The 18340-nt window shown below is 72.4% G+C and carries 15 protein-coding genes; 5 read left to right on the forward strand and 10 right to left on the reverse strand.

The features are described 5' to 3' along the window. Window positions 1-19 precede the first annotated feature (19 nt). Window positions 20-1279, reverse strand: coding sequence for a hypothetical protein (locus ABII15_RS01825; RefSeq protein ID WP_353940456.1), 1260 nt, complete (start codon window positions 1277-1279; stop codon window positions 20-22). A 135-nt stretch (window positions 1280-1414) separates the two neighbouring features. Here ABII15_RS01825 and ABII15_RS01830 point away from each other — a divergent pair, with 135 nt between their 5' ends. After that, complete coding sequence (locus ABII15_RS01830; RefSeq protein WP_353940457.1) at window positions 1415-1660, forward strand: hypothetical protein; 246 nt, start codon at window positions 1415-1417, stop codon at window positions 1658-1660. Between the two features lie 44 nt (window positions 1661-1704). Here ABII15_RS01830 and ABII15_RS01835 read toward each other — a convergent pair whose 3' ends face one another. Further along, a complete protein-coding gene (locus ABII15_RS01835) occupies window positions 1705-2652 on the reverse strand; it encodes an SDR family oxidoreductase (RefSeq protein ID WP_353940458.1) in 948 nt (315 codons plus the stop codon). Window positions 2653-2840: 188 nt separating this feature from the next. On the opposite strand from ABII15_RS01835, the gene ABII15_RS01840 reads away from it, so the two are divergent. Genes ABII15_RS01840 through ABII15_RS01850 form a run of 3 tightly spaced genes read left to right on the forward strand, consistent with a single transcriptional unit; the run spans window position 2841 to window position 5355 of the window. Beyond that, a complete protein-coding gene (locus ABII15_RS01840; RefSeq protein ID WP_353940459.1) occupies window positions 2841-4481 on the forward strand; it encodes an FAD-dependent oxidoreductase in 1641 nt (546 codons plus the stop codon). 44 nt (window positions 4482-4525) lie between these two features. Beyond that, the gene (locus tag ABII15_RS01845) at window positions 4526-5092 is read left to right on the forward strand and encodes a rhodanese-like domain-containing protein (protein ID WP_353940460.1); all 567 of its coding nucleotides are present in this window, start codon (window positions 4526-4528) and stop codon (window positions 5090-5092) included. Then, window positions 5089-5355: a metal-sensitive transcriptional regulator gene (locus tag ABII15_RS01850; RefSeq protein ID WP_351454790.1), complete on the forward strand. Its 267-nt coding sequence runs from the start codon at window positions 5089-5091 to the stop codon at window positions 5353-5355. The genes ABII15_RS01845 and ABII15_RS01850 overlap by 4 nt, the downstream gene beginning before the upstream one ends. 64 nt (window positions 5356-5419) lie before the next feature. On the opposite strand, the gene ABII15_RS01855 is transcribed toward ABII15_RS01850, so the two are convergent. Genes ABII15_RS01855 through ABII15_RS01870 form a run of 4 tightly spaced genes read right to left on the reverse strand, consistent with a single transcriptional unit; the run spans window position 5420 to window position 10053 of the window. Continuing rightward, on the reverse strand, window positions 5420-6784 hold the full coding sequence (locus ABII15_RS01855) for a GH1 family beta-glucosidase (protein ID WP_353940461.1): 1365 nt from the start codon (window positions 6782-6784) through the stop codon (window positions 5420-5422). Between the two features lie 41 nt (window positions 6785-6825). Further along, window positions 6826-7722, reverse strand: a complete 897-nt coding sequence (locus ABII15_RS01860; protein WP_353940462.1) for a carbohydrate ABC transporter permease — start codon at window positions 7720-7722, stop codon at window positions 6826-6828. Next, window positions 7715-8722: a sugar ABC transporter permease gene (locus ABII15_RS01865; protein ID WP_353940463.1), complete on the reverse strand. Its 1008-nt coding sequence runs from the start codon at window positions 8720-8722 to the stop codon at window positions 7715-7717. The genes ABII15_RS01860 and ABII15_RS01865 overlap by 8 nt, the downstream gene beginning before the upstream one ends. A gap of 14 nt (window positions 8723-8736) precedes the next feature. Next, window positions 8737-10053: a sugar ABC transporter substrate-binding protein gene (locus ABII15_RS01870; RefSeq protein WP_353940464.1), complete on the reverse strand. Its 1317-nt coding sequence runs from the start codon at window positions 10051-10053 to the stop codon at window positions 8737-8739. Between the two features lie 223 nt (window positions 10054-10276). Here ABII15_RS01870 and ABII15_RS01875 point away from each other — a divergent pair, with 223 nt between their 5' ends. After that, window positions 10277-11569, forward strand: coding sequence for an ROK family transcriptional regulator (locus ABII15_RS01875; protein WP_353940465.1), 1293 nt, complete (start codon window positions 10277-10279; stop codon window positions 11567-11569). Between the two features lie 19 nt (window positions 11570-11588). Here the strand turns inward: ABII15_RS01875 and ABII15_RS01880 are convergent, their stop codons facing one another. The 4 genes from ABII15_RS01880 to ABII15_RS01895 all read right to left on the reverse strand — a co-directional run bounded on the left by ABII15_RS01880 (window position 11589) and on the right by ABII15_RS01895 (window position 18187). Continuing rightward, window positions 11589-12629, reverse strand: coding sequence for a LacI family DNA-binding transcriptional regulator (locus ABII15_RS01880; RefSeq protein ID WP_353940466.1), 1041 nt, complete (start codon window positions 12627-12629; stop codon window positions 11589-11591). Window positions 12630-12722: 93 nt separating this feature from the next. Continuing rightward, window positions 12723-15167 (reverse strand): glycoside hydrolase family 3 C-terminal domain-containing protein, encoded by a 2445-nt coding sequence (locus tag ABII15_RS01885; protein ID WP_353940467.1) that lies wholly within the window; start codon window positions 15165-15167, stop codon window positions 12723-12725. A gap of 67 nt (window positions 15168-15234) precedes the next feature. Then, entirely contained in the window at window positions 15235-16986 is a 1752-nt protein-coding gene (locus tag ABII15_RS01890; RefSeq protein WP_353940468.1) for a discoidin domain-containing protein, read from the reverse strand. Window positions 16987-17092: 106 nt separating this feature from the next. Beyond that, entirely contained in the window at window positions 17093-18187 is a 1095-nt protein-coding gene (locus ABII15_RS01895; protein WP_353940469.1) for a DUF1996 domain-containing protein, read from the reverse strand. Between the last annotated feature and the right edge of the window lie 153 nt (window positions 18188-18340).

Below are 18340 nucleotides of genomic sequence, written 5' to 3' on the forward strand. Positions count from 1 at the left end.
GGGACTTTCGACACACGCCCTAGCCCAGCGGTGACGGTGTGCCCAGCACCTCCAGGCGGCGGTGGATCGCCTCCAGGGCGCCCGGGCGGCGGCCCGGCACCTGGTGGCGCAGCGCGGTGAGGACGACGGCGAGGGCGCGGGCCCGGTCCGGATCCCCGAGCTGCTCCCACTGGTGGTGGGCGCGGTCGACGGCCGCCGTCACGTCCTCGTCGGCGGGCGTTTCGCCGCGTGCCAGCCGGGCCTGCGCCACCTCGGTCCACAGCGCGCAGCTGCGTCCGGGATCCTGCGCCAGCCGCGCGAGATCGGCCCGCACCTCCAGCCAGTGCACGGCCTGCGCGGACCCGGCGCCGTGCACCCGCAGCGCCTCGCTCTCCCAGCGTGCCGCGATGGCGGCGGCCTCCGTGTGCCGGCCGGCCCGCGCGGCGGCGAGCAGGGCCGGGTGCGGGTCCTCGGCGGGGGCGGGCCCAGGTGGCGCGGGCGCTGCCCGGGCGGGCGCGGGGACCGGGAGCGCCTGCGCCGGCACCGGGGGCCGGGTCGTCGCGGGGGCGAACGCCTGCACCGGGGCCGCGGCGACCGTGACCGGCGCCGCTTGCTCCGTCGGGAAGGCCCGCACCGGCGTGTCCATGGCCACGAAGAACGCCTCCGCCGGGCCCGTGCGGGCGGCCGCGGTCTCGTGGAGGTGGGCGAGGGGCGGGCGGACGCCGGTGCGCCAGATGTCGGCGTACGTCCTGAGGTAGTCGGGGGTCAGGACCGTCCGGCGGGGCGGGGGCGGGCTGACGCGGCCGAAGACGCGGATGCCGTGGCCGAGGCCGACGCCGCCCCCGCGCACGTGCGGCCAGGCCTCGGCGTCGGCGACCAGGTCGAGGACGACGGTCGTGGTGTGCGGGCCGCGCAGGGCGAGTTCGCCGGTGAGCCAGTGCCAGGGCAGCGCCGTGTAGCGCAGTGTCGACGCGGTGGTGCGGGCCAGGGCCAGGTGCAGGAGGTGCTGGCGGTGGTCGAGGTGGAGCTGCCCGGTGACGTAGACGTGCAGCTGTCCGGGCAGCGCGGCGGCGGTCCGCATCCGGGTGAGGACGGCCTGCGGGTCGAGCGGGTCGGCGAGTTCGACGACGGTGGCCGCCGCGGTACCGGTGAGCGCGCTCGGCGGGACCGCGGCGAGTGCGGGCAGCACGGCCGCCGCGTCGATGAGGCATCCCTTGCCGGCGGGGGCCGCCGCGAGCAGCAGCGCCGTCCCCGGGTCGGCGGGTCGTGCCTGGTCGTTGCCTTGCGCGTTGATCACCACCAGAGCACCGTAACCGGAATACCGCCGCTCGACCGACCGCTCACGGAAACCCAACTGGTCCGGCTAAGGGTGACTTTCGGCCTGTTTCGGCCACCGCGAGATGCGGCCGGGCTCCGGCGCGAGGAAGCTGAACCCATGATCGAAGACGCGGGACGTGACGGTTACCCCTCGGTCGTGGTGCACGCGGCCCAGCCCGGCGGGCGCCGGGTCCACATCCGGGGCGAGGACGCGGGCCTCGCCCGGTCGATGACGGACCTGGCGGAGTTCCTGCGCCGGGCCGGCCTCGAGGACGCGCCGCTCGACGATCCGGATGTCGTCGAGTGGCGCGGCGGCGGCAGCGGGATCTGGCCGGCGCGCATCGACGACCCGGACGATGTCTAGCACTACGACGCAGTACTACGCAGTACGCCTCGGTACGACGATGTCTACCGGTATCCGGTGACGTCCGCGGGCCTGCCCGGGTCCTGGACCTCCACGAGATAGCGCCAGGCGTCCGGCCTGCTGCCGTCGAGGTCGGTGAAGCCGTAGGTCCTGGCGAGGCCGCCGCTGGACTGGGAGGTGCCGTTGAACCGGGCGACGTCCGGGTCGGCGGCGAGCGCGGCGACGGCGCGCCCGGTGTAGCGCGGGGTCTCCGAGATCGCGAAGTGCGGCTCGGCGGCGAGCGCGTCGCGCCAGGTCTCCTCGGTGACCGAGAACGCGTCGAGCATGATCTCCGAGCGCATCCAGCCGGGCGTGAGGGCCACGGCGGTCGCGCCGCGCGGGCCCAGTTCGTGGCCGAGGGCGAACGCCATGCGCAGCACGGCGCTCTTGGCGAGGTCGTAGAAGAAGGAGTTGCGGTAGTGCGCCCCGTTGTAGTCGGCGGTGCCGTCGGTCATCTCGACGACCAGGCCGCCGGGGGCGCGCAGCAGCAGCGGCAGCGCGAAGTGGCTGGTGATGGCGTGCGTCTCGACGGCGAGGCGGTGCAGCCGCAGTCCCTTGTCGAGGTCGTGCTCCCAGACGGGCGCGTTCCAGGCGAAGAGGTGCTCGCCGCCCCAGATGTCGTTGACGAGGACGTCGAGGCGGCCCTGTTCGGCGTCGACGCGCTCGACGAGGGCGCGCACCTGCGCGGGTTCCAGATGGTCGGTGGGGACGGCGATGCCGTGGCCGCCCGCCGCGCTCACCAGGTCGGCGGTGTCCTCGATCGTCTCGGGGCGGTCGTACTCGGAGCGCCGCTCGCGGGTGGTGCGGCCGGTGACGTAGACGGTGGCGCCCGCCGCGCCGAGTTCCACGGCGATGCCGCGGCCGGCGCCGCGGGTCGCGCCCGCGACGAGGGCCACCCTGCCGTGCAACGGCCGGTCGTCCGTGGTGCTGCCGGGCTCTGCTGTGTCCGTCATGACCTGCTCTTTCGTGTCGGTCCACCCGGCCGTGGCGGCCGGACGCACCGAGTGTCCCCACGAATCCCGACACCTTCTGTCTGACTTTCCGCTCGTTCCCGCCGCCCGGCGGTGCGTGATCACCCTCACCCCGGCCCGCCGATACCCCCCTGGGTATAGCTGATACCCTCGGGGGTATAGAGTCGTACGTGACATCGGAGGTTCCCGTGAAGGTCGTGATCGTCGGAGGCGTGGCGGGCGGCATGTCCGCGGCGACGCGTTTGCGTCGCCTCGACGAGCAGGCGCAGATCGTCGTGCTGGAGCGCGGCGCTCATGTCAGCTATGCGAATTGCGGGCTGCCGTACTTCCTGGGCGGCGTCATCGAGGAGCGCGACGCCCTGCTCGTCCAGACCCCCGAGGCGCTGCGCGCCCGGTTCCGGATCGACGTACGGGTACGCAGCGAGGCCGTCGCCGTGGACACGGCGGCCCGGACGGTGACGGTGCGCGATCTCGCGAGCGGCGAGGAGTACACGGAGTCGTACGACCGGCTGGTGCTCAGCCCGGGTGCCCGGCCCTTCGTGCCGGAACTGCCGGGCGTGGAGCGGGTGTTCACGCTGCGGGACGTGTCGGACACCGACCGGATCGCGGGCGAGCTGGCGGCCGGCGCGCGCTCCGCCGTGGTCGTCGGCGCCGGGTTCATCGGTGTGGAGGCCGCGGAGAATCTGCGCCGCCGCGGTCTCGGCGTGACGCTCGTGGAGCTGGCCGGGCAGGTGCTGCCGCCGCTCGACGCGGAGATGGCCGCGCCGCTCGCCGCCGAGCTGCGGGCGGGCGGTGTCGAGCTGGCGCTCGGCACGCAGCTGACGGAGGTCCGGGACGGCGAGGTCGTCCTCGACGACGGCCGGGCCGTGCCCGCCGATCTCGTCCTGATGGCGATCGGGGTCCGCCCCGACGTCGAGCTGGCCCGCGCCGCCGGCCTCGCGATCGGCCCGCGCGGCGGCATCACCGTCGACGAGCGGGGCCGCACCAGCGACGAGGCCGTCTACGCGGTGGGCGACGCGGCGGAGAAGCGGGACGCGCTGAGCGGCGAGAGCACCCTCGTGCCGCTGGCGAACCTGGCCAACCGGCACGGCCGGCTCGTCGCGGACGCGATCGCCGGACGCCCGGTGTCGGCCCGGCCCGCCACCGGCACCGCGGTCGTCCAGGTCTTCGGGCTGACCGCGGCGGCCACCGGCTGGAACGAGAAGCGGCTGCGCGCGGCGGGCCGCCGGTACCAGGCGCTGCACCTGCACCCCGGTTCGCACGCGGGCTACTACCCCGGCGCCTCCCCCATCGCGCTCAAGGTCCTGTTCGACCCCGACGACCTGAGCATCCTCGGCGCGCAGGCGGTCGGCGCGGACGGCGTCGACAAGCGCGTCGACGTCCTGGCCACCGCCATCGCGGGCGGCCTGACCGCGCCCGAGCTCGCCGACCTGGAGCTGGCGTACGCCCCGCCCTACGGCTCGGCGAAGGATCCCGTCAACATGGCGGGGATGATCGCCGAGAACCTGGTGACCCGTACCGACCGCACCGTCCAGTGGCACGAGCTGGACGCGGCGCGGGCGGCGGGCGCCTCGCTCGTCGACGTCCGGACGGCGGCCGAGCACGCCCGGGGCGCCATCCCGGGCGCGGTGAACATTCCCCTCGACGAGCTGCGCGACCGCGCCGCCGAACTGCCCGACGGCGACCTTCTCGTGCACTGTCAGGTCGGCCTGCGCGGCCACACCGCGCTGCGCCTGCTCGCCGGGCTCGGCCGCGACGCCGCCAACCTCGACGGCGGCTACGCGACCTGGTCCGCGGGCCAGGCCGCCTGACCCCACGCGTACCCACCCCCGATCCCCACACCTCAGGGAGAACCATGAGCACCACCCTCGCCCCGGCGGACCTGCGCGCCCGCCCCGCGGAGAGCACCCTCGTCATCGACGTACGGGGCCCCGGCGAGTTCGCGGCCGGGCACGTGCCCGGCGCGGTGAACGTGCCGGCCGACCACCTCGACGCGCTCCTGCCCGACCTGCGCGCCGCCGCCGAGCGGCGCCGCCTCGTCGTGGTCTGCGCCGCCGGGCAGCGCTCCGCCGCCGCCTGCGCCGAGCTGGCCGAGGCGGGCGTGGACGCGATCGGCCTCGACGGCGGCACGCAGGCGTGGACGGCCGAGGGCCTGCCCGTCGACACGGCGGCCCGCGAGGGCCGTGCGGTCTGGGCGATGGACCGCCAGGTCCGGTTCGCGGCAGGCGCCCTGGTCCTGGCCGGGCTCGCGCTCGGCAGCCGCGCGCCGAAGGGCCGCCTGCTGGCCGCCGGTGTCGCGTCCGGCCTGGTCTACTCGGGCGTGACCAACACCTGCGGCATGGCGGCCATGCTCGGCAAGCTGCCCTTCAACCGCCCGGCTCCCGGCGCCCTGGACGCGGCCCGCGCCGCGCTGCGCGCGTGAGCGGCACCCCGGCGGCCACGGACGCCGTCCTCAAGCGCCTGCGCCGTGCGCAGGGCCAGCTCGCCGGTGTGATCGCGATGATCGAGGCGGGCCGCGACTGCAAGGACGTGGTGACCCAGCTGGCCGCCGTGTCCCGGGCCCTCGACCGGGCCGGCTTCAAGATCATCGCCTCGGGCATGCGGGACTGCATGAACGCGGCGGAGGGCGAACAGCCCCCGCTGACCGAGGAGGAGCTGGAGAAGCTCTTCCTCTCGCTCGCCTGACCCCCGTACAGGCGAGACCGCCCCGGTGGGACCGCTTCCGGTCGGCCCCACCGGGGCGGCGTTCTCAGGCGGCGCGCCGCACCCGCGCCCCGTGCCTGCGCACGATGTCCGCGTAGCGGTGACCGCTTCCCTTGATGGTGCGCACCTGCGTCTGGTAGTCGACGTGCACGAGGCCGAACCGCTTGTCGTAGCCGTAGGCCCACTCGAAGTTGTCGAGCAGCGACCAGGCGAAGTACCCGGCGAGCGGCGCGCCCTTGCGCACGGCGCGGGCGCAGGCCGCGAGGTGGTCGACGAGGTACTGCTCGCGCTCGGGGTCGTCGACGGTGCCGTCGGGGCGGACCACGTCCGGGTACGCGGAGCCGTTCTCGGTGATGTACAGCTTCCGCGCGCCGTACTCGCTGGTCAGGCGGAGCAGCAGAGACTCGATGCCGTTCGCGTCGACCTCCCAGTCCATGCCGGTGCGCGGCACGCCGAGCCGGCGCACGGCGTCGGCGTACGGCGCGGGACCCGCCGGGTGGTCGGCGATCGCGGACGGGAAGTAGTAGTTCAGGCCCAGCCAGTCCAGCGGGGCGGCGATCGTGTCCAGGTCGCCCGGCTGCTCGGGCAGTTCGACGCCGTAGACCTCGACCATGTCCTCGGGGAAGCCGCGGCCGTGCACCGGGTCGAGCCACCAGCGATTGGAGTGACCGTCCATGCGGCGGGCGGCGGCGATGTCCTCGGGCCGGTCGGTGGCGGGCTCCACCTGGGCGAGGTTGAGGACGATGCCCACCTCGGCGTCGGGGACGGCCGCGCGGATCGCCTGCGTGGCGAGGCCGTGGCCGAGCAGCAGGTGGTACGAGGCCGGGACGGCGGCGTTCAGGTCGGCGAGGCCGGGCGCCATCCGGCCCTCCAGGTGGCCGATCCACGCCGAGCACAGCGGCTCGTTCAGCGGCGTCCAGTGCTTCACCCGGTCCCCGAGCCGCTCCGCGACCACGGACGCGTACTCCCCGAAGGCGAGAGCGGTCTCGCGCGCGGGCCAGCCGCCGCGGTCCTGCAACGCCTGGGGCAGGTCCCAGTGGTAGAGGGTGACCATCGGCGTGATGCCGTCCGCGAGCAGCGCGTCGGTCAGCCGGTCGTAGAAGTCCAGGCCCTTGGCGTTGACCTGGCCGTCGCCGCCGGGGATGATCCGCGGCCAGGCGACGGAGAACCGGTAGGCGTTGGTGCCCAGCTGCTTGAGCAGGTCGAAGTCCTCGCGCCAGCGGTGGTAGTGGTCGCAGGCCACGTCACCGGTGTCGCCGTTGTCGACCTTGCCGGGCGTGTGCGAGAACGTGTCCCAGATCGAGGGCGCGCGGCCGTCCTCCGCGACCGCCCCTTCGATCTGGTACGCGGCAGTGGCCGTGCCCCACAGGAAGTCGTTCGGGAAGGCGGCGAGGTCTAGGGGCTCGGACACAAGGTTCCTTTCACAAGTACGGTCTGCAGTAAAGGGGTCGGTCACTTGACCGCACCGGCGGTCAGGCCGGTGACGAGATAGCGCTGGAGGAGCAGGAAGCCGGCGACGACGGGCACGCTGACCACGAGCGAGGCGGCCATGATCTGGTTCCAGTACACGTCGTTGAGGTTGGCGTAGGCGCCGAGACCGACCGAGAGGGTGCGGGTGTCGTCGTTGGTCATGACCGAGGCGAACAGCACCTCGCCCCACGCAGTCATGAACGCGTAGACGGCGACGGCGACGATGCCGGGGATCGCGGCCGGCACGATGATCCGGAACAGCGCGCCGAGCGGGCCGCAGCCGTCGACGAGGGCGGCCTCGTCCAGGTCGCGCGGCACCGACTCGAAGTACCCGATGAGCATCCAGATCGCGAACGGCAGCGTGAACGTCATGTAGGTGAGGATCAGTCCGCCGCGCGAGCCGAACAGGGCGATCCCGGTGGCGTTGCCGATGTTGACGTAGATGAGGAACAGCGGCAGCAGGAAGAGGATGCCGGGGAACATCTGCGTCGACAGCACGGTCACCGTGAACACGCGCTTGCCCTTGAAGCGGTAGCGGCTGACGGCGTACGCGGCGAACACCGCGACGATCACCGAGCAGACCGTCGCCGCACCCGCCACGATCAGCGAGTTCACGAAGTACTTGGCGAGCGGGACCGTCTTCCAGATGTCGATGTACGGGCGGAAAGTCAGCCCGCTGGGGATCCAGCGGAACTTGCCCTGGACGTCCTGGAGCGGCTTGAGCGAGCTGGAGACCATGACGAACACGGGCAGCAGCACGAAGGCGGCGAGCAGCGTCAGGAAGATCCGGCGGGACCACAGGAAGGACTGCGGCGTGGCCATCGGCGAGCGGTGGCGCACCCGGGTGTCCACGGCCTTGGCCACGGAGGTGTCAGACATCGGAAGTCTTCCTTCCGCGCGAGGTGAGCGCCAGGTAGACGCCCGTCACGACGAGCAGGAACAGCAGGAGCAGGACGGACATGGCGGATCCGGTGCCGAAGTTCCAGGTGACGAACGAGGACTGGTAGATGTGCACGGAGATGATGTCGGCCGCCTCGGGCGCCGCCTTGCCGAACATCACGTAGGGCGTGTTGAAGTCGTTGAACGTCCACAGGAACAGCACGAGGACGAGCACCTGGTTCACCGGGCGCAGCGAGGGCAGCGTGATGCGGCGCAGCTGCTGCCACAGGCCGGCGCCGTCGAGCGAGGCGGCCTCGTACATCTCCTTGGGGATGTTCTGCAGTCCGGCCATCACGATGAGGAAGGCGAACGGCCAGCCTTTCCACACCGAGACGGTGAGCAGGGCGTAGAAGCTGTTGTCGCCGATCAGCCAGAAGGACGGCTTGTCGGTGACGCCGAGCTGGTCGTGCAGGACGTGATTGATCAGGCCGTTGTCGTGCTGGAACATGAAGACCCAGGTGATCACGGCGGCGTAGACGGGCAGCGCGTACGGGATCAGGAACAGGGCGCGCAGGATGCCGCGGCCCTTGAACGTCTCCTGCATGAAGACCGCCGCGGCGGTGCCGATGGCCCAGCACAGGCCGACCGACAGGACGGTGAACAGACAGGTGACGAAGAAGGAGTGGAGCAGCGCCTGGCCGACCGGGGCGTCGAAGTCGACGGCGACCTTGAAGTTGTCGAGACCGGCCCAGGGGGCCGAGGTCCAGTCCCTGATGAAGAACTGGGTGAGCTCCCTGAAGCTCATCACGACGCCCATCACCATGGGCACGAGGTGCACGAGGAGTTCGAGCACGAGAGCGGGCAGGAGCAGCAGGTAGGGCAGGCCGATCCGGCGGATCCGCCCGGGGCGGCGGCTCTTGCCGCTCGCCGACCCGGGGGAGTTCTTGCCGACGGCCCGCCCCTCCCCCGCCGGTGCGGGGGAAGGGGCGGTGGTGGTCATCGCGGTCTCCGTGCTCACTTGTTCGGCATCGACTGCTGCGCCTTGGTCAGCGCCGCCTTCACGGACTCCGTGGTGACGGCCTTGCCGTTGGCCGCGTCGGCGAACAGTTCCTTGACGGCCGTACCGACCGCCGTCTCGAACTGGGACTCCTCGGCGACCTGGGGCAGCGGCGCGGCGCTCTTGGCCAGGGTGTCCTTGAGCACGCCCGTGGTCGCGGACTCGAACGCCGGGTCGTTCTGCGCGGCCTTGACCGGCGGGATGGAGCCGTAGGTCTTGTTGAGGAGCTTGGACTCCTCGTCGCTGGTCATGAACTTCACGAACTTCGTGGCGCCGTCGGCGTTCTTGGTGTTCTTGAAGACGGCGATGTTGATGCCGGCGACCATCGAGTTGACCTGGTTGCCGGTGCCGGGGGCGCCGGACTGGACGGGCGCGGGGACCACGCCGTAGTCGTCCTCGGACATGCCCTGCGACTTGAACGTGGAGGCGGCGGCCTGCCACAGGACCATGGCCGTCTTGCCCTTGGAGAAGTCGCTCAGGGACTGGTTCTGCGCGTACTCGGCGTTGCCGGGCGCGATGATCTTGTCCTTGGCCATCAGGTCGACGTACTGCTTGACGGCCGCGACCGCGCCGTCGGAGGTGAAGTCCGGCTTGCCGTCGGCGGTGAACCAGTCGGCGCCGCGCTGCTTCGCCATGACGAAGATCTGGTGGATGTTGTTGGACAGGTTCGAACCCTCGGCGCCCAGACCCCACTTGCCGTTCTTGGAGATCTTCTTGCCGTCGGCGACGACCTCGTCCCAGGTCGTCGGGGGCTTGGATATCCCGGCGTCCTTGAACATCTTCTTGTTGTAGTAGAGCGCGTACGACATCGAGTACAGCGGCACCGCCGCCGGGTCCTTGCCCTCGGGGCCCGCCGAGCCGAGCGCCGAGGAGACGAACCGGTCCTTGCCGCCGATCTTGTCGAACTGCTTGGCGTCCCAGGGCAGCAGCGCGCCGGTCGCCTGCAGCGAGGCGCTCCAGGTGTTGCCGATGTTCAGCACGTCGGGGCCCTGGCCCGAGGTGGTCGCGGCCATGATGCGGTTGAGCAGGTCCGACCACGGGACGACTTCGAGCTTGACCTTGATCCCGGTCTTCTTCTCGAACTTGTCGAGCTCCGGCTGGAGGACCTTCTTGTCGACCTGGATGCTCGCACCCTGGTTCGACGCCCAGTACGTGAGGGTCTTCGGGGAGTCGTTGGAACCGCCCCCCGTGGAAGAGCCGCCGCCACAGGCGGTCGCGGCGAGGGCGAGCGACGCGGTGACGGCACCGACGGCGGTGGCTCGGATTCTGCTCATGCTCCAGGTGTCCCTTTCCGGAGGAAGTCGACGAGGGGTGGTTCAAGGCGGCTCGGCGAGGAGCACGAAGGGGGCGCGGCCAACATCGGCGAACCGACCGCCCACTTCAACTCTTGAAGGCCCTTACGACTTAATTTAGGACGTGAGTTAAACCGCACGAGAAGGTACCGTCAAGGGGGTCGGAGCTAACAACTTCGAGTCGGACAGAGCCTGAAGGAGACACATGGCCGGGCGGCGCGGTGGACGGACAGTGCACGACCTGCGAAGGGAGAACCGGACCGCCCTATTGCAACAGTTGTATTTCAACGGCCCGATGAGCCGGAACGAGCTGGGCCCCGCGATCGGCCTGAGTTCAGGTTCCATCAGCAACGTGGTGGCCGAACTCGCCGCGGACGGCCTGGTCGAGGAGGCCGGCAGCGTCGAGTCCGAGGGCGGCAGACCCCGCACCCTGCTGCGCATCGTGCCCGGCTGCGGGCGGCTGATCGGCGTGGACGTGGGCGAGACCCGGATCAGGGTGGAGCTGCTCGATCTGTCGCTGACCGAGCTGGCGCGCACCGAGCGCCCGCTGGACCTGAAGGGGCATCCGGTCGAGGGCGTCGCCGAGCTGATCGCGTCGGGGATCCACGAGGTGCTCGACGCGGGCCGGGCCCATCCGGGCCCGCTGCTGGGCGTCGGCATCGGCGTGCCCGGCATCGTCGCGCACACCGCCGAGGGCGCGGTCGTGCACGGGCAGACGGTCGGCTGGGCCGCGGTGCCGCTGGAGTCGGTACTGCGCCGGGCCTGCCAACTCCCGCCCACGGTCGACTACTTCATCGACAACGGCGCCCGGACCCTCGGCCAGGCGGAGATGTGGTTCGGCGCGGGCCGGGGCACGCAGAACGCGGTGGTGGTGCTCTTCGGCTCCGGTGTCGGCGCCTGCGTGGTGACGGGCGACGCGGCGCAGGCCCGGGCCGTCGAGTGGGGCCATCTGACGGTACGGGTACGGGGGCGCCGCTGCCGGTGCGGCGCCCTGGGCTGCCTGGAGGCGTACGCGGGCGCCGAGGCTCTCCTCGACCGGTGGCGGGAGGCGGGCGGGCGGCCGCCGGTGGGCGCGGACGAGGAGACGGCACTGGCCGCGATGATGGACGCCGCGCACCCGCGTGAGCCGGGCCGGGTTCCCGAGCCGACGGCCCTGGCCATCATCGAGGAGACGGCCGAGTACCTCGGCGCGGGCCTGTCCGACCTGGTCAACCTCTTCCAGCCGGACCGCGTGCTGGTCGGCGGCTGGGCCGGACTCCAGCTCGGCGAGCGGTTCCTGACCTCGGTGCGCCGCCATCTGCCGACGTACGCGCTCTCCTACCCCGTGTCCCGGGTCAGCGTGGAGCTCGGACGGCTCGGCCCCGACGCGGTGACCGTGGGCGCGGCGACGCTCCCGCTGGCGGCGTTCTTCGCCCGCGGCGGCCGTCCTCCCGAGGCGCCCCGGGAGGTCGAACCACCGGCCTGGCACGGGGCGTTGCGAGGTCGCGCGCTGCACTGAACCGGCGCGCGGCAGAGTGTCACGCCGACTCCCGCACCACCAGTTCCGGGTCGAAGATCCGCGAGGTGGGCTCGGTGCGCTCCCCGAGGACGAACTCGTGGAGGAGTTCCGCCATGGCCGCGGCCATGGCCTCCACCGGCTGCCTGACGGTGGTCAGGGGCGGCCGGCAGGCGAGAGCGGCGCTGGAGTCGTCGAACCCGACGACGGCCACGTCCTCGGGCACCCGTCTGCCCCGGTCGCGCAGGACGCGGCAGACGCCCTGCGCCATCAGGTCGTTGGCGGCGAACACGGAGTCGATGTCGGGGTGTTCGGCGAGCAGCCGCTCCATCGCCGCGACGCCGCTGTCCAGGGTGAACCCGCCCTCGGCGATCGGGACGTACGGCACGCCGCCGCGCTCCATGCCGTCCCGGAACCCGGCGAGCCGCTCCTGCCCCGCGGGCAGGTCGAGCGGCCCGGAGACGGTGGCCGGCCGACGGCAGCCGCGGGCGAGCAGATGGCGGGCGGCGAGCAGGCCGCCGTCGCGGTGGGCGAGGTCGACGTAGCTGATCGGCGCGGCCACCGCGGGCCGTGCGAAGCACACCGCGGGCAGCCGTCCGGCGGCGAGCTGCGCGGGCAGCGGGTCCTCGGCGTGCGTGGAGACCACGAGCGCACCGTCGGCGCTGCCCTGCCGCAGATAGTCGACGACCTGGCGGCGCGCGTCGTCGGAGTCGGCGAACATGAGCACCGGGTGCATCGAGCGCGGCCGCAGGAAGCCGACGACCCCGGTGACCACCCGCCCGAAGAACGGGTCGGCGAACACCCGGGCGGTGAAGTCGCCCTGCCCGCCGTCGCGCTCGTCCCCGGCGCCGGACACCACGAGCGCGATGGTCTGCGCCCGCCGGGTGACCAGCGAGCGGGCCGCCTGGTTCGGCGTGTATCCCGTCCGCTCGACGGCCTGGCGGACCAGGTCCTGGATGCCCGGATCCACGTTCCGTACGCCGTTGATGACCCGGGAGACCGTGGCCCGGGAGACGCCGGCCTCCCGCGCCACGTCCTCCAAGGTCGGCACGCTTTTGCTCATGACCCCACCTTATCCGCCGCCCACGACTCTCGGGGAGCGCTCTCCCGAGGCGTTGGCCAGGTGGCGGGGTTGCGGTGGGGTTGCCGACCGGGTTCACGGGAGTGGCTTCTGAAGGGGCGTCACCTCGATCTCCGTCGTCAGTCTCAGATCCCCGGCCGAGCGGCCCGCGTGCACCCGGTAGGTGCCCGGCTCGGTGCGCCAGTCGCGGGCGTCGGGCGACCAGTGCCGCAGTGCCCGTGCGGGCACGTGCACCTCGACGTCCGCCCGGGCCCCGGCGGGTGCGGTCACGGCCGCGTACCCGGCGAGCAGGCGCTCCGGGCGGTCGACCGCCGACCCCGGCCGGGAGAGGTAGACCTGGACCACCTCCCGGCCCGTCCTGCTGCCGGTGTTGCGCACGGTGACGCGGACCGTGAAACCGTCGGGACCCGCCTGCGCGGGCGCCTCGATCGCCTCGTGGTGCCACGTGGTGTAGCCGAGCCCGTGGCCGAACCAGTAGGCGGGCTCCCGGCCCGACCGCAGCCAGGCCCGGTGGCCGATGTCCAGGCCCTCGGTGTACGCGAGCACGCCGTTGTCGGGGCGGGTCCGGGTGACGGGGGCGTCGGCGAGGCGGGCGGCCCAGGTGGTGGGGAGCCGGCCGCCCGGCTCGGACCGCCCGAACAGGACGTCCGCGAGTCCGGCGCCCGCCTCCTGCCCGGGGAACCACGTGAGCAGCAGGGCACCGACCTCGTCCCGCCAGGGCAGTTCGACCGGTCCGCCGGAGTTGACCACGGCCACCGTGCGGGGCTGGGCGGCGGCGACGGCGGCCACCAGCGCGTCCTGGTCGCCGGGCAGGGCGAGCGTGACGCGGTCGTGGCCCTCGGACTCGCTGCCCTCGGTGGTGCCGACCACGACGACGGCGACGTCCGCGGCCCGGGCCGTCTCGACGGCGCGGGCCAGCGCCCGCGCCGGGTCCGGAGGTGGCGGTGCGGCGGTCAGCAGGGTGGCGCGGCCGGTGTCGGGGTCCAGGGTGCGCCGGGCCACCACCTCGACCGCGCGGCCCGGCCGGAGGACGGTCCGCCCGTGCCGGCAGGGCGGCCCGACGTGCACGACGGCCGGGTCGTCGGTGTCCTTCGGGTACTCCCCCGCCACCAACTGCTGCCCGTCGACCAACAGTTCGAGGTGGCCGAAGCCGCCGACGCCGAACGTCCACTCGCCGCCGACGGTGGGCCGCAGCAGCGCGCTCAGCTCCACCGTGTGCGCGCCGGGCACCAGCGTGGGCTCCAACAGACGCCCGGAGAGCCGGTGTTCGGCGTACAGCTCGTGTCCCGCGCGGTCGAGGACGCGGAGCAGCAGTCCCGGTTCGCCGGTGCGCGGGTCGGCGCTCCGGTCCGCGTCGAGCGGCCAGGGCTGCTCGGCGAGGGCGGGGCCCGGGCTGTAGGTGACCTCGGCCGTGCCGCGCAGCGCCGCGCGGATGCCGTCGAGCGGGGTGACGGAGTGCCGGGGGAAGACGCCCGCGCTGCCGCCTCCCTGGAGCCGGGGACGCGCCGCGTGGGCGCCGATCACCGCGACGGTCCGCACGGCGTCGGCGGACCACGGCAGGACGTCGTGGTTCGTGAGCAGCACGGCGCTCGCGGCGACGGCCCGGCGCAGCAGGGCGCGCGTCCGGCGCGGGCCGCTGTGCGCCGGGCGCACCGGTTCCGGGTCGCCGAGGGCACCGACCCGTTCGGCGAGCCGCAGCAGACGGCGGACCTTGTCGTCGATGACCTGCTCGGGCACCTCACCGGCCCGCACGGCACGCAGCAGGGACGCACCCCACGGGCTCTGCGGTCCCGGCATGGCGAGGTCCTGGGCGGCGCGCGCCGACGCGACGGTGGAACGGACCGCCGCCCAGTCGGACACCACGACGCCGTCGAATCCCCAGCGTTCCTTCAGCGGGTCGGCGAGCAGCGGACTCTCCGACATCGTCGCGCCGCCGACGCCGTTGTAGCCGGACATGACGGCCCAGACGCCGGCGTCGACGGCCGCCTCGAAGGGTGCCAGGTAGACCTCGTGCAGGGCGCGCTCGGGGACGCGTACGTCGACGGTGAGCCGGTCGGTCTCGGAGTCGTTGGCGACGTAGTGCTTGGCGGTCGCGGCGACGCCGCCGGACTGGATGCCGCGGATCAGGGCGGCCCCGGTGCGGCCGGTGAGCTCCGGGTCCTCGGAGAAGCACTCGAAGTGCCGGCCCGCCAGCGGTGAGCGGTGCAGGTTGAGGGTCGGGCCGAGGACGACGTGGACGCCCTTGCCCCGGGCCTCCTGGGCGAGGAGCGCGCCGAGCCGTTCGGTCAGCTCCTCGTCCCACATCGCGGCGAGCGCCGTGGCCGCGGGCAGCAGCGCCGAGGTGCGGCGCTCGTCCCAGGACTCGCCGCGCACCCCGGTGGGCCCGTCCGACATCACCATCTCGCGCAGTCCGACCGCGGGTTGCGCGGCGGTGCGCCAGGTGGTGGCGCCGGTCAGCATCTCCACCTTCTGCGCGAGGCTCAACTTGTCGACGAGACGGCTGAGTTCGTCGTCCTCCATGCGGGTCCCTCCCCGGATGACGTGCCGGGCCCCCGCCGCGCGCCGCGGCCGGCGGGGGCCCGGTGGATCAGTTGTAGACGCCGAACTCGTAGAGCGAGTAGCCGTATCCGGTGCCGCGCGCGGTGCCGTTGACGCGGACGTAGCGGCCGGTGCCGGAGGCGTCGAAGTCGTCGACACCGCCGTTGCCGTCGGTCACCTCACGGACGGTCCGCCAGTTCTGGCCGTCGTCGGAGGTCTGGATCGTGTAGGCCTTCGCGTACGAGGTCTCCCAGTTGAGCTGGACGTGCCGGAAGGACTGGCGGGAGCCGAGGTCGACCTGGAGCCACTGGGGGTCGCTCCAGTCGCTGGCCCAGCGGGTGTCGTTCTTGCCGTCGACCGCGGACGACGCCAGGCACGGGCAGTCGCCGTAGTCGGACGTCTGCTGCGAGGAGGCGGTGGCGGGCTTGCCCTGGGCGATGTTCGTGCCGCTGACGGGCGGCGGCACGACGCGCACGGACCGGGTCTCGACGCCGACGTTGCCTCGGCCGTCGGTGGCCTTGACGTAGATCTTCCAGACGCCGGGCTTGTCCGGCGCGGTCACCTTCAGGCGTCCGGAGCCCAGGTCGGTGGCCTTGAGCGGGGTCAGCTCCTTGCTCTGGTCGATGTACATGCTGTTGGCGAGGACCTCGTACGAGATCCGGTCGCCTTCGGGATCGGTCACCTTCGTGGCGAGGGTGAGATCGCGGCCCGCCGCCACCTTGGACGCGTCGCCCTCGACGGTCATCGAGGAGAAGACCGGCGGGGTGTTGTCGCCGGACGTGTTCCCGCCGTACGCCTTCTTCACGGCGTAGTACGACAGCCGCTTCTCCCCGGCGGGCAGCAGGTTGAACCAGATGCCGCCGAAGTCGTACTCGGTGCCGTAGTGGAACATCGTGGCGCCCAGGGCCACTCCCTGGTGCCCGGTGATGCAGCCCCATGCCTTGCGGTAGCCATCGGCCTTGGCCTGGTCGGTGGGCTCGGCGGGCACGCCGTTGGCGTCGTCGGGCACCTCCCACTCCCCCGCCGGACCGGTCTCGGTCACGATGTACGGCTTGGTGTAACCACCCTGTTCCCAGGCCGACTTGACGTCACAGACGGCGTTGTAGGAGTTGACGGCGTACAGATCGAGGTCGGGAGCGTTCTTCTTGTAGTAGGGCCAGGCGCCGACCCAGGCGTCGGTGGAGGTGACGGGGTGGTTGGGGTCGACGGCGTGGATCTTCTTCGTCACGTCGTTGACGAACGTCGTGTAGGCGTCGCGCTGCTTCTCCAGCTCGTCGCCGCTGTAGCAGTTCTGGAGGCCGAGGACGGACTCGTTGCCCACGTTCCACATGAGGACGCCGGGGTTGTCCTTGTAGGTCTGCACCCACTTGGGGAACTCGGCGAGCATGTTGTTCTTGTACGTCGTGTCGGTGAGGTAGTTGACACAGCCGCCGCTGCCCGGACCGCCGCCGGGCTGCAGCCAGAATCCGGCGATGACCTTGATGCCGTTGGCGGCCGCCGTGTCGAACAGCGGCTTGCTGGAGGCGTCGGTGCCCCAGGTGCGGATCGTGTTGACGCCCATCGACTTGAGGTCGGGCATGTACTTCCCGGCGTCCGCGACGGAGGGGCCCCAGGTGAGGCCCTTCACCTGGTACGGGGATCCGTCGACGGTCAGCTGCCAGTGGCCCTGTGAGCCGGTCACCTTGACGACGCTGCCGGCGGCGTGGGCCTGCTGGCCGGGCAGCATCAGGGCGCAGGCCGCGAGGACTCCGGCGGTGACGGGCGCGGCGAGACGCCGTCCGGCGGAATGTGATCTGGGCATGTGTTTCTCCGGGGGGGAGGGTGCGGGGTGCGGGTGGGGGGGCGAGAGGGGGGGCGAGAGGGGCGCACGGGTGGCCGGCGCCGGAAGGCGCCGGCCACCCCTCACCTCAGGGGAGTTCGTAGCGGTCGTTGAGGACCGCGCCGTTCTCCGGGTGGCTCTGGTCGTAGCCGCGCGGGTCGCACTGCAGCCCGCCGACGACGCAGTGGTCCACCATCGCCTTCAGCGTCCGGTCGTCCCAGGCGTTGAAGAAGTCGTAGTGGAAGGAGTAGCTGGGCCCGCTGGCCAGCCGGAGCTTCGACAGGTCCCCGTTGACCGGGAAGGCCATCTTGAACTCGATCATCGGCAGCGCGACCGGGTGATCGGCCGGGCAGACGTTGTTGTTCGTGCCGGGCTTCACCACCGGGTAGGACATGTGGCTCTTGTGGTCCGGCGTGTCCAGGTACTTCCCGTCCCAGCAACTGGGCGCCTGGAAGCGGATGTTGACCTGGGTCGACGGAGTGGTGGGGCAGTCCTTCGGGAAGTCCACGTTGAAGAAGCTGTCCCCGCACTCCCAGCCCTCGACGAACCCGGGGTGGTTGCGGAACTCCTGCGCGGTCTGCATCGGGCTGCCGACCACGAACCGCAGCCCCTTCGGGAAGGGCCGCACGCTGGTGTAGTCGGTGACACCGGCCTTGTAGTAGATCGTCTGCTCGCCCACCGGGAGCACCGGCTTGTCGCCGTTGAGCATGGTGGGCATCCAGTAGCCGGACTTGTCGCCCGGCGCGAGGCACGAGGTCGGGCCCTTGTCGAGCGAGGCGGTGGTGCTGTTCGCGTCGGTCGTGGTGTTGCCCATGAAGGTGTGGTCGTGGGACTTGCCCGGCTGGCCCGGGTAGACGATCGGGTCGTCCGGCTTGGTGTGGGTGACCGTGCAGTGGGCCTGGAACTCGTGGAAGTAGCGGTGCGGCGGCTCCTTGTCGGACGGCTGGACGCCGGTGACCGGCGGGTTCGCCGGGATGTAGCCGTCGCCGTCCGGGTCGTCGCCGGACGCCTTGGTCGATGCGGCCATCACGTGGCCCGTGTGCGCGGCGGGAGCGGGCGCCGGGGCGGCCGCGACGGTGTCCGCGCCCGCGCTGACGGCGGCGACGGCGCCCACCCCGAGCGAGGTGAGGAGCAGTGCGCCGGATATCAGGGCCCCCGAGAGGGTTCGTGCTCTTCGGGCCATGGATGCCTCCTGCGATGCAGGGTCGTTGGGGGGATGAGGGGCGCGCCCCGGACCGGCCATGGGGAGGGGTCCGGGGAGCGCCGACGAGGGCGCACCCTCGTACGGTGGAGAAGCGTTGGAGAGCGCTCTCCCACTTCCCGCAGTGTTCCGGCC

The sequence above is a fragment of the Streptomyces sp. HUAS MG91 genome (genome assembly GCF_040529335.1).
In the GTDB taxonomy this organism is placed as follows: Bacteria; Actinomycetota; Actinomycetes; order Streptomycetales; family Streptomycetaceae; genus Streptomyces; species Streptomyces tabacisoli.

Excerpts from the sequence above, each read along its gene's own strand:
- ABII15_RS01835 (WP_353940458.1), bottom strand. The coding sequence starts at position 2,652 with ATGACGGACACAGCAGAGCCCGGCAGCACCACGGACGACCGGCCGTTG.
- ABII15_RS01890 (WP_353940468.1), bottom strand. The coding sequence starts at position 16,986 with ATGCCCAGATCACATTCCGCCGGACGGCGTCTCGCCGCGCCCGTCACC.
- ABII15_RS01895 (WP_353940469.1), bottom strand. The coding sequence starts at position 18,187 with ATGGCCCGAAGAGCACGAACCCTCTCGGGGGCCCTGATATCCGGCGCA.
- ABII15_RS01875 (WP_353940465.1), top strand. The coding sequence starts at position 10,277 with ATGGCCGGGCGGCGCGGTGGACGGACAGTGCACGACCTGCGAAGGGAG.
- ABII15_RS01885 (WP_353940467.1), bottom strand. The coding sequence starts at position 15,167 with ATGGAGGACGACGAACTCAGCCGTCTCGTCGACAAGTTGAGCCTCGCG.
- ABII15_RS01845 (WP_353940460.1), top strand. The coding sequence starts at position 4,526 with ATGAGCACCACCCTCGCCCCGGCGGACCTGCGCGCCCGCCCCGCGGAG.
- ABII15_RS01830 (WP_353940457.1), top strand. The coding sequence starts at position 1,415 with ATGATCGAAGACGCGGGACGTGACGGTTACCCCTCGGTCGTGGTGCAC.
- ABII15_RS01880 (WP_353940466.1), bottom strand. The coding sequence starts at position 12,629 with ATGAGCAAAAGCGTGCCGACCTTGGAGGACGTGGCGCGGGAGGCCGGC.
- ABII15_RS01860 (WP_353940462.1), bottom strand. The coding sequence starts at position 7,722 with ATGTCTGACACCTCCGTGGCCAAGGCCGTGGACACCCGGGTGCGCCAC.
- ABII15_RS01865 (WP_353940463.1), bottom strand. The coding sequence starts at position 8,722 with ATGACCACCACCGCCCCTTCCCCCGCACCGGCGGGGGAGGGGCGGGCC.
- ABII15_RS01870 (WP_353940464.1), bottom strand. The coding sequence starts at position 10,053 with ATGAGCAGAATCCGAGCCACCGCCGTCGGTGCCGTCACCGCGTCGCTC.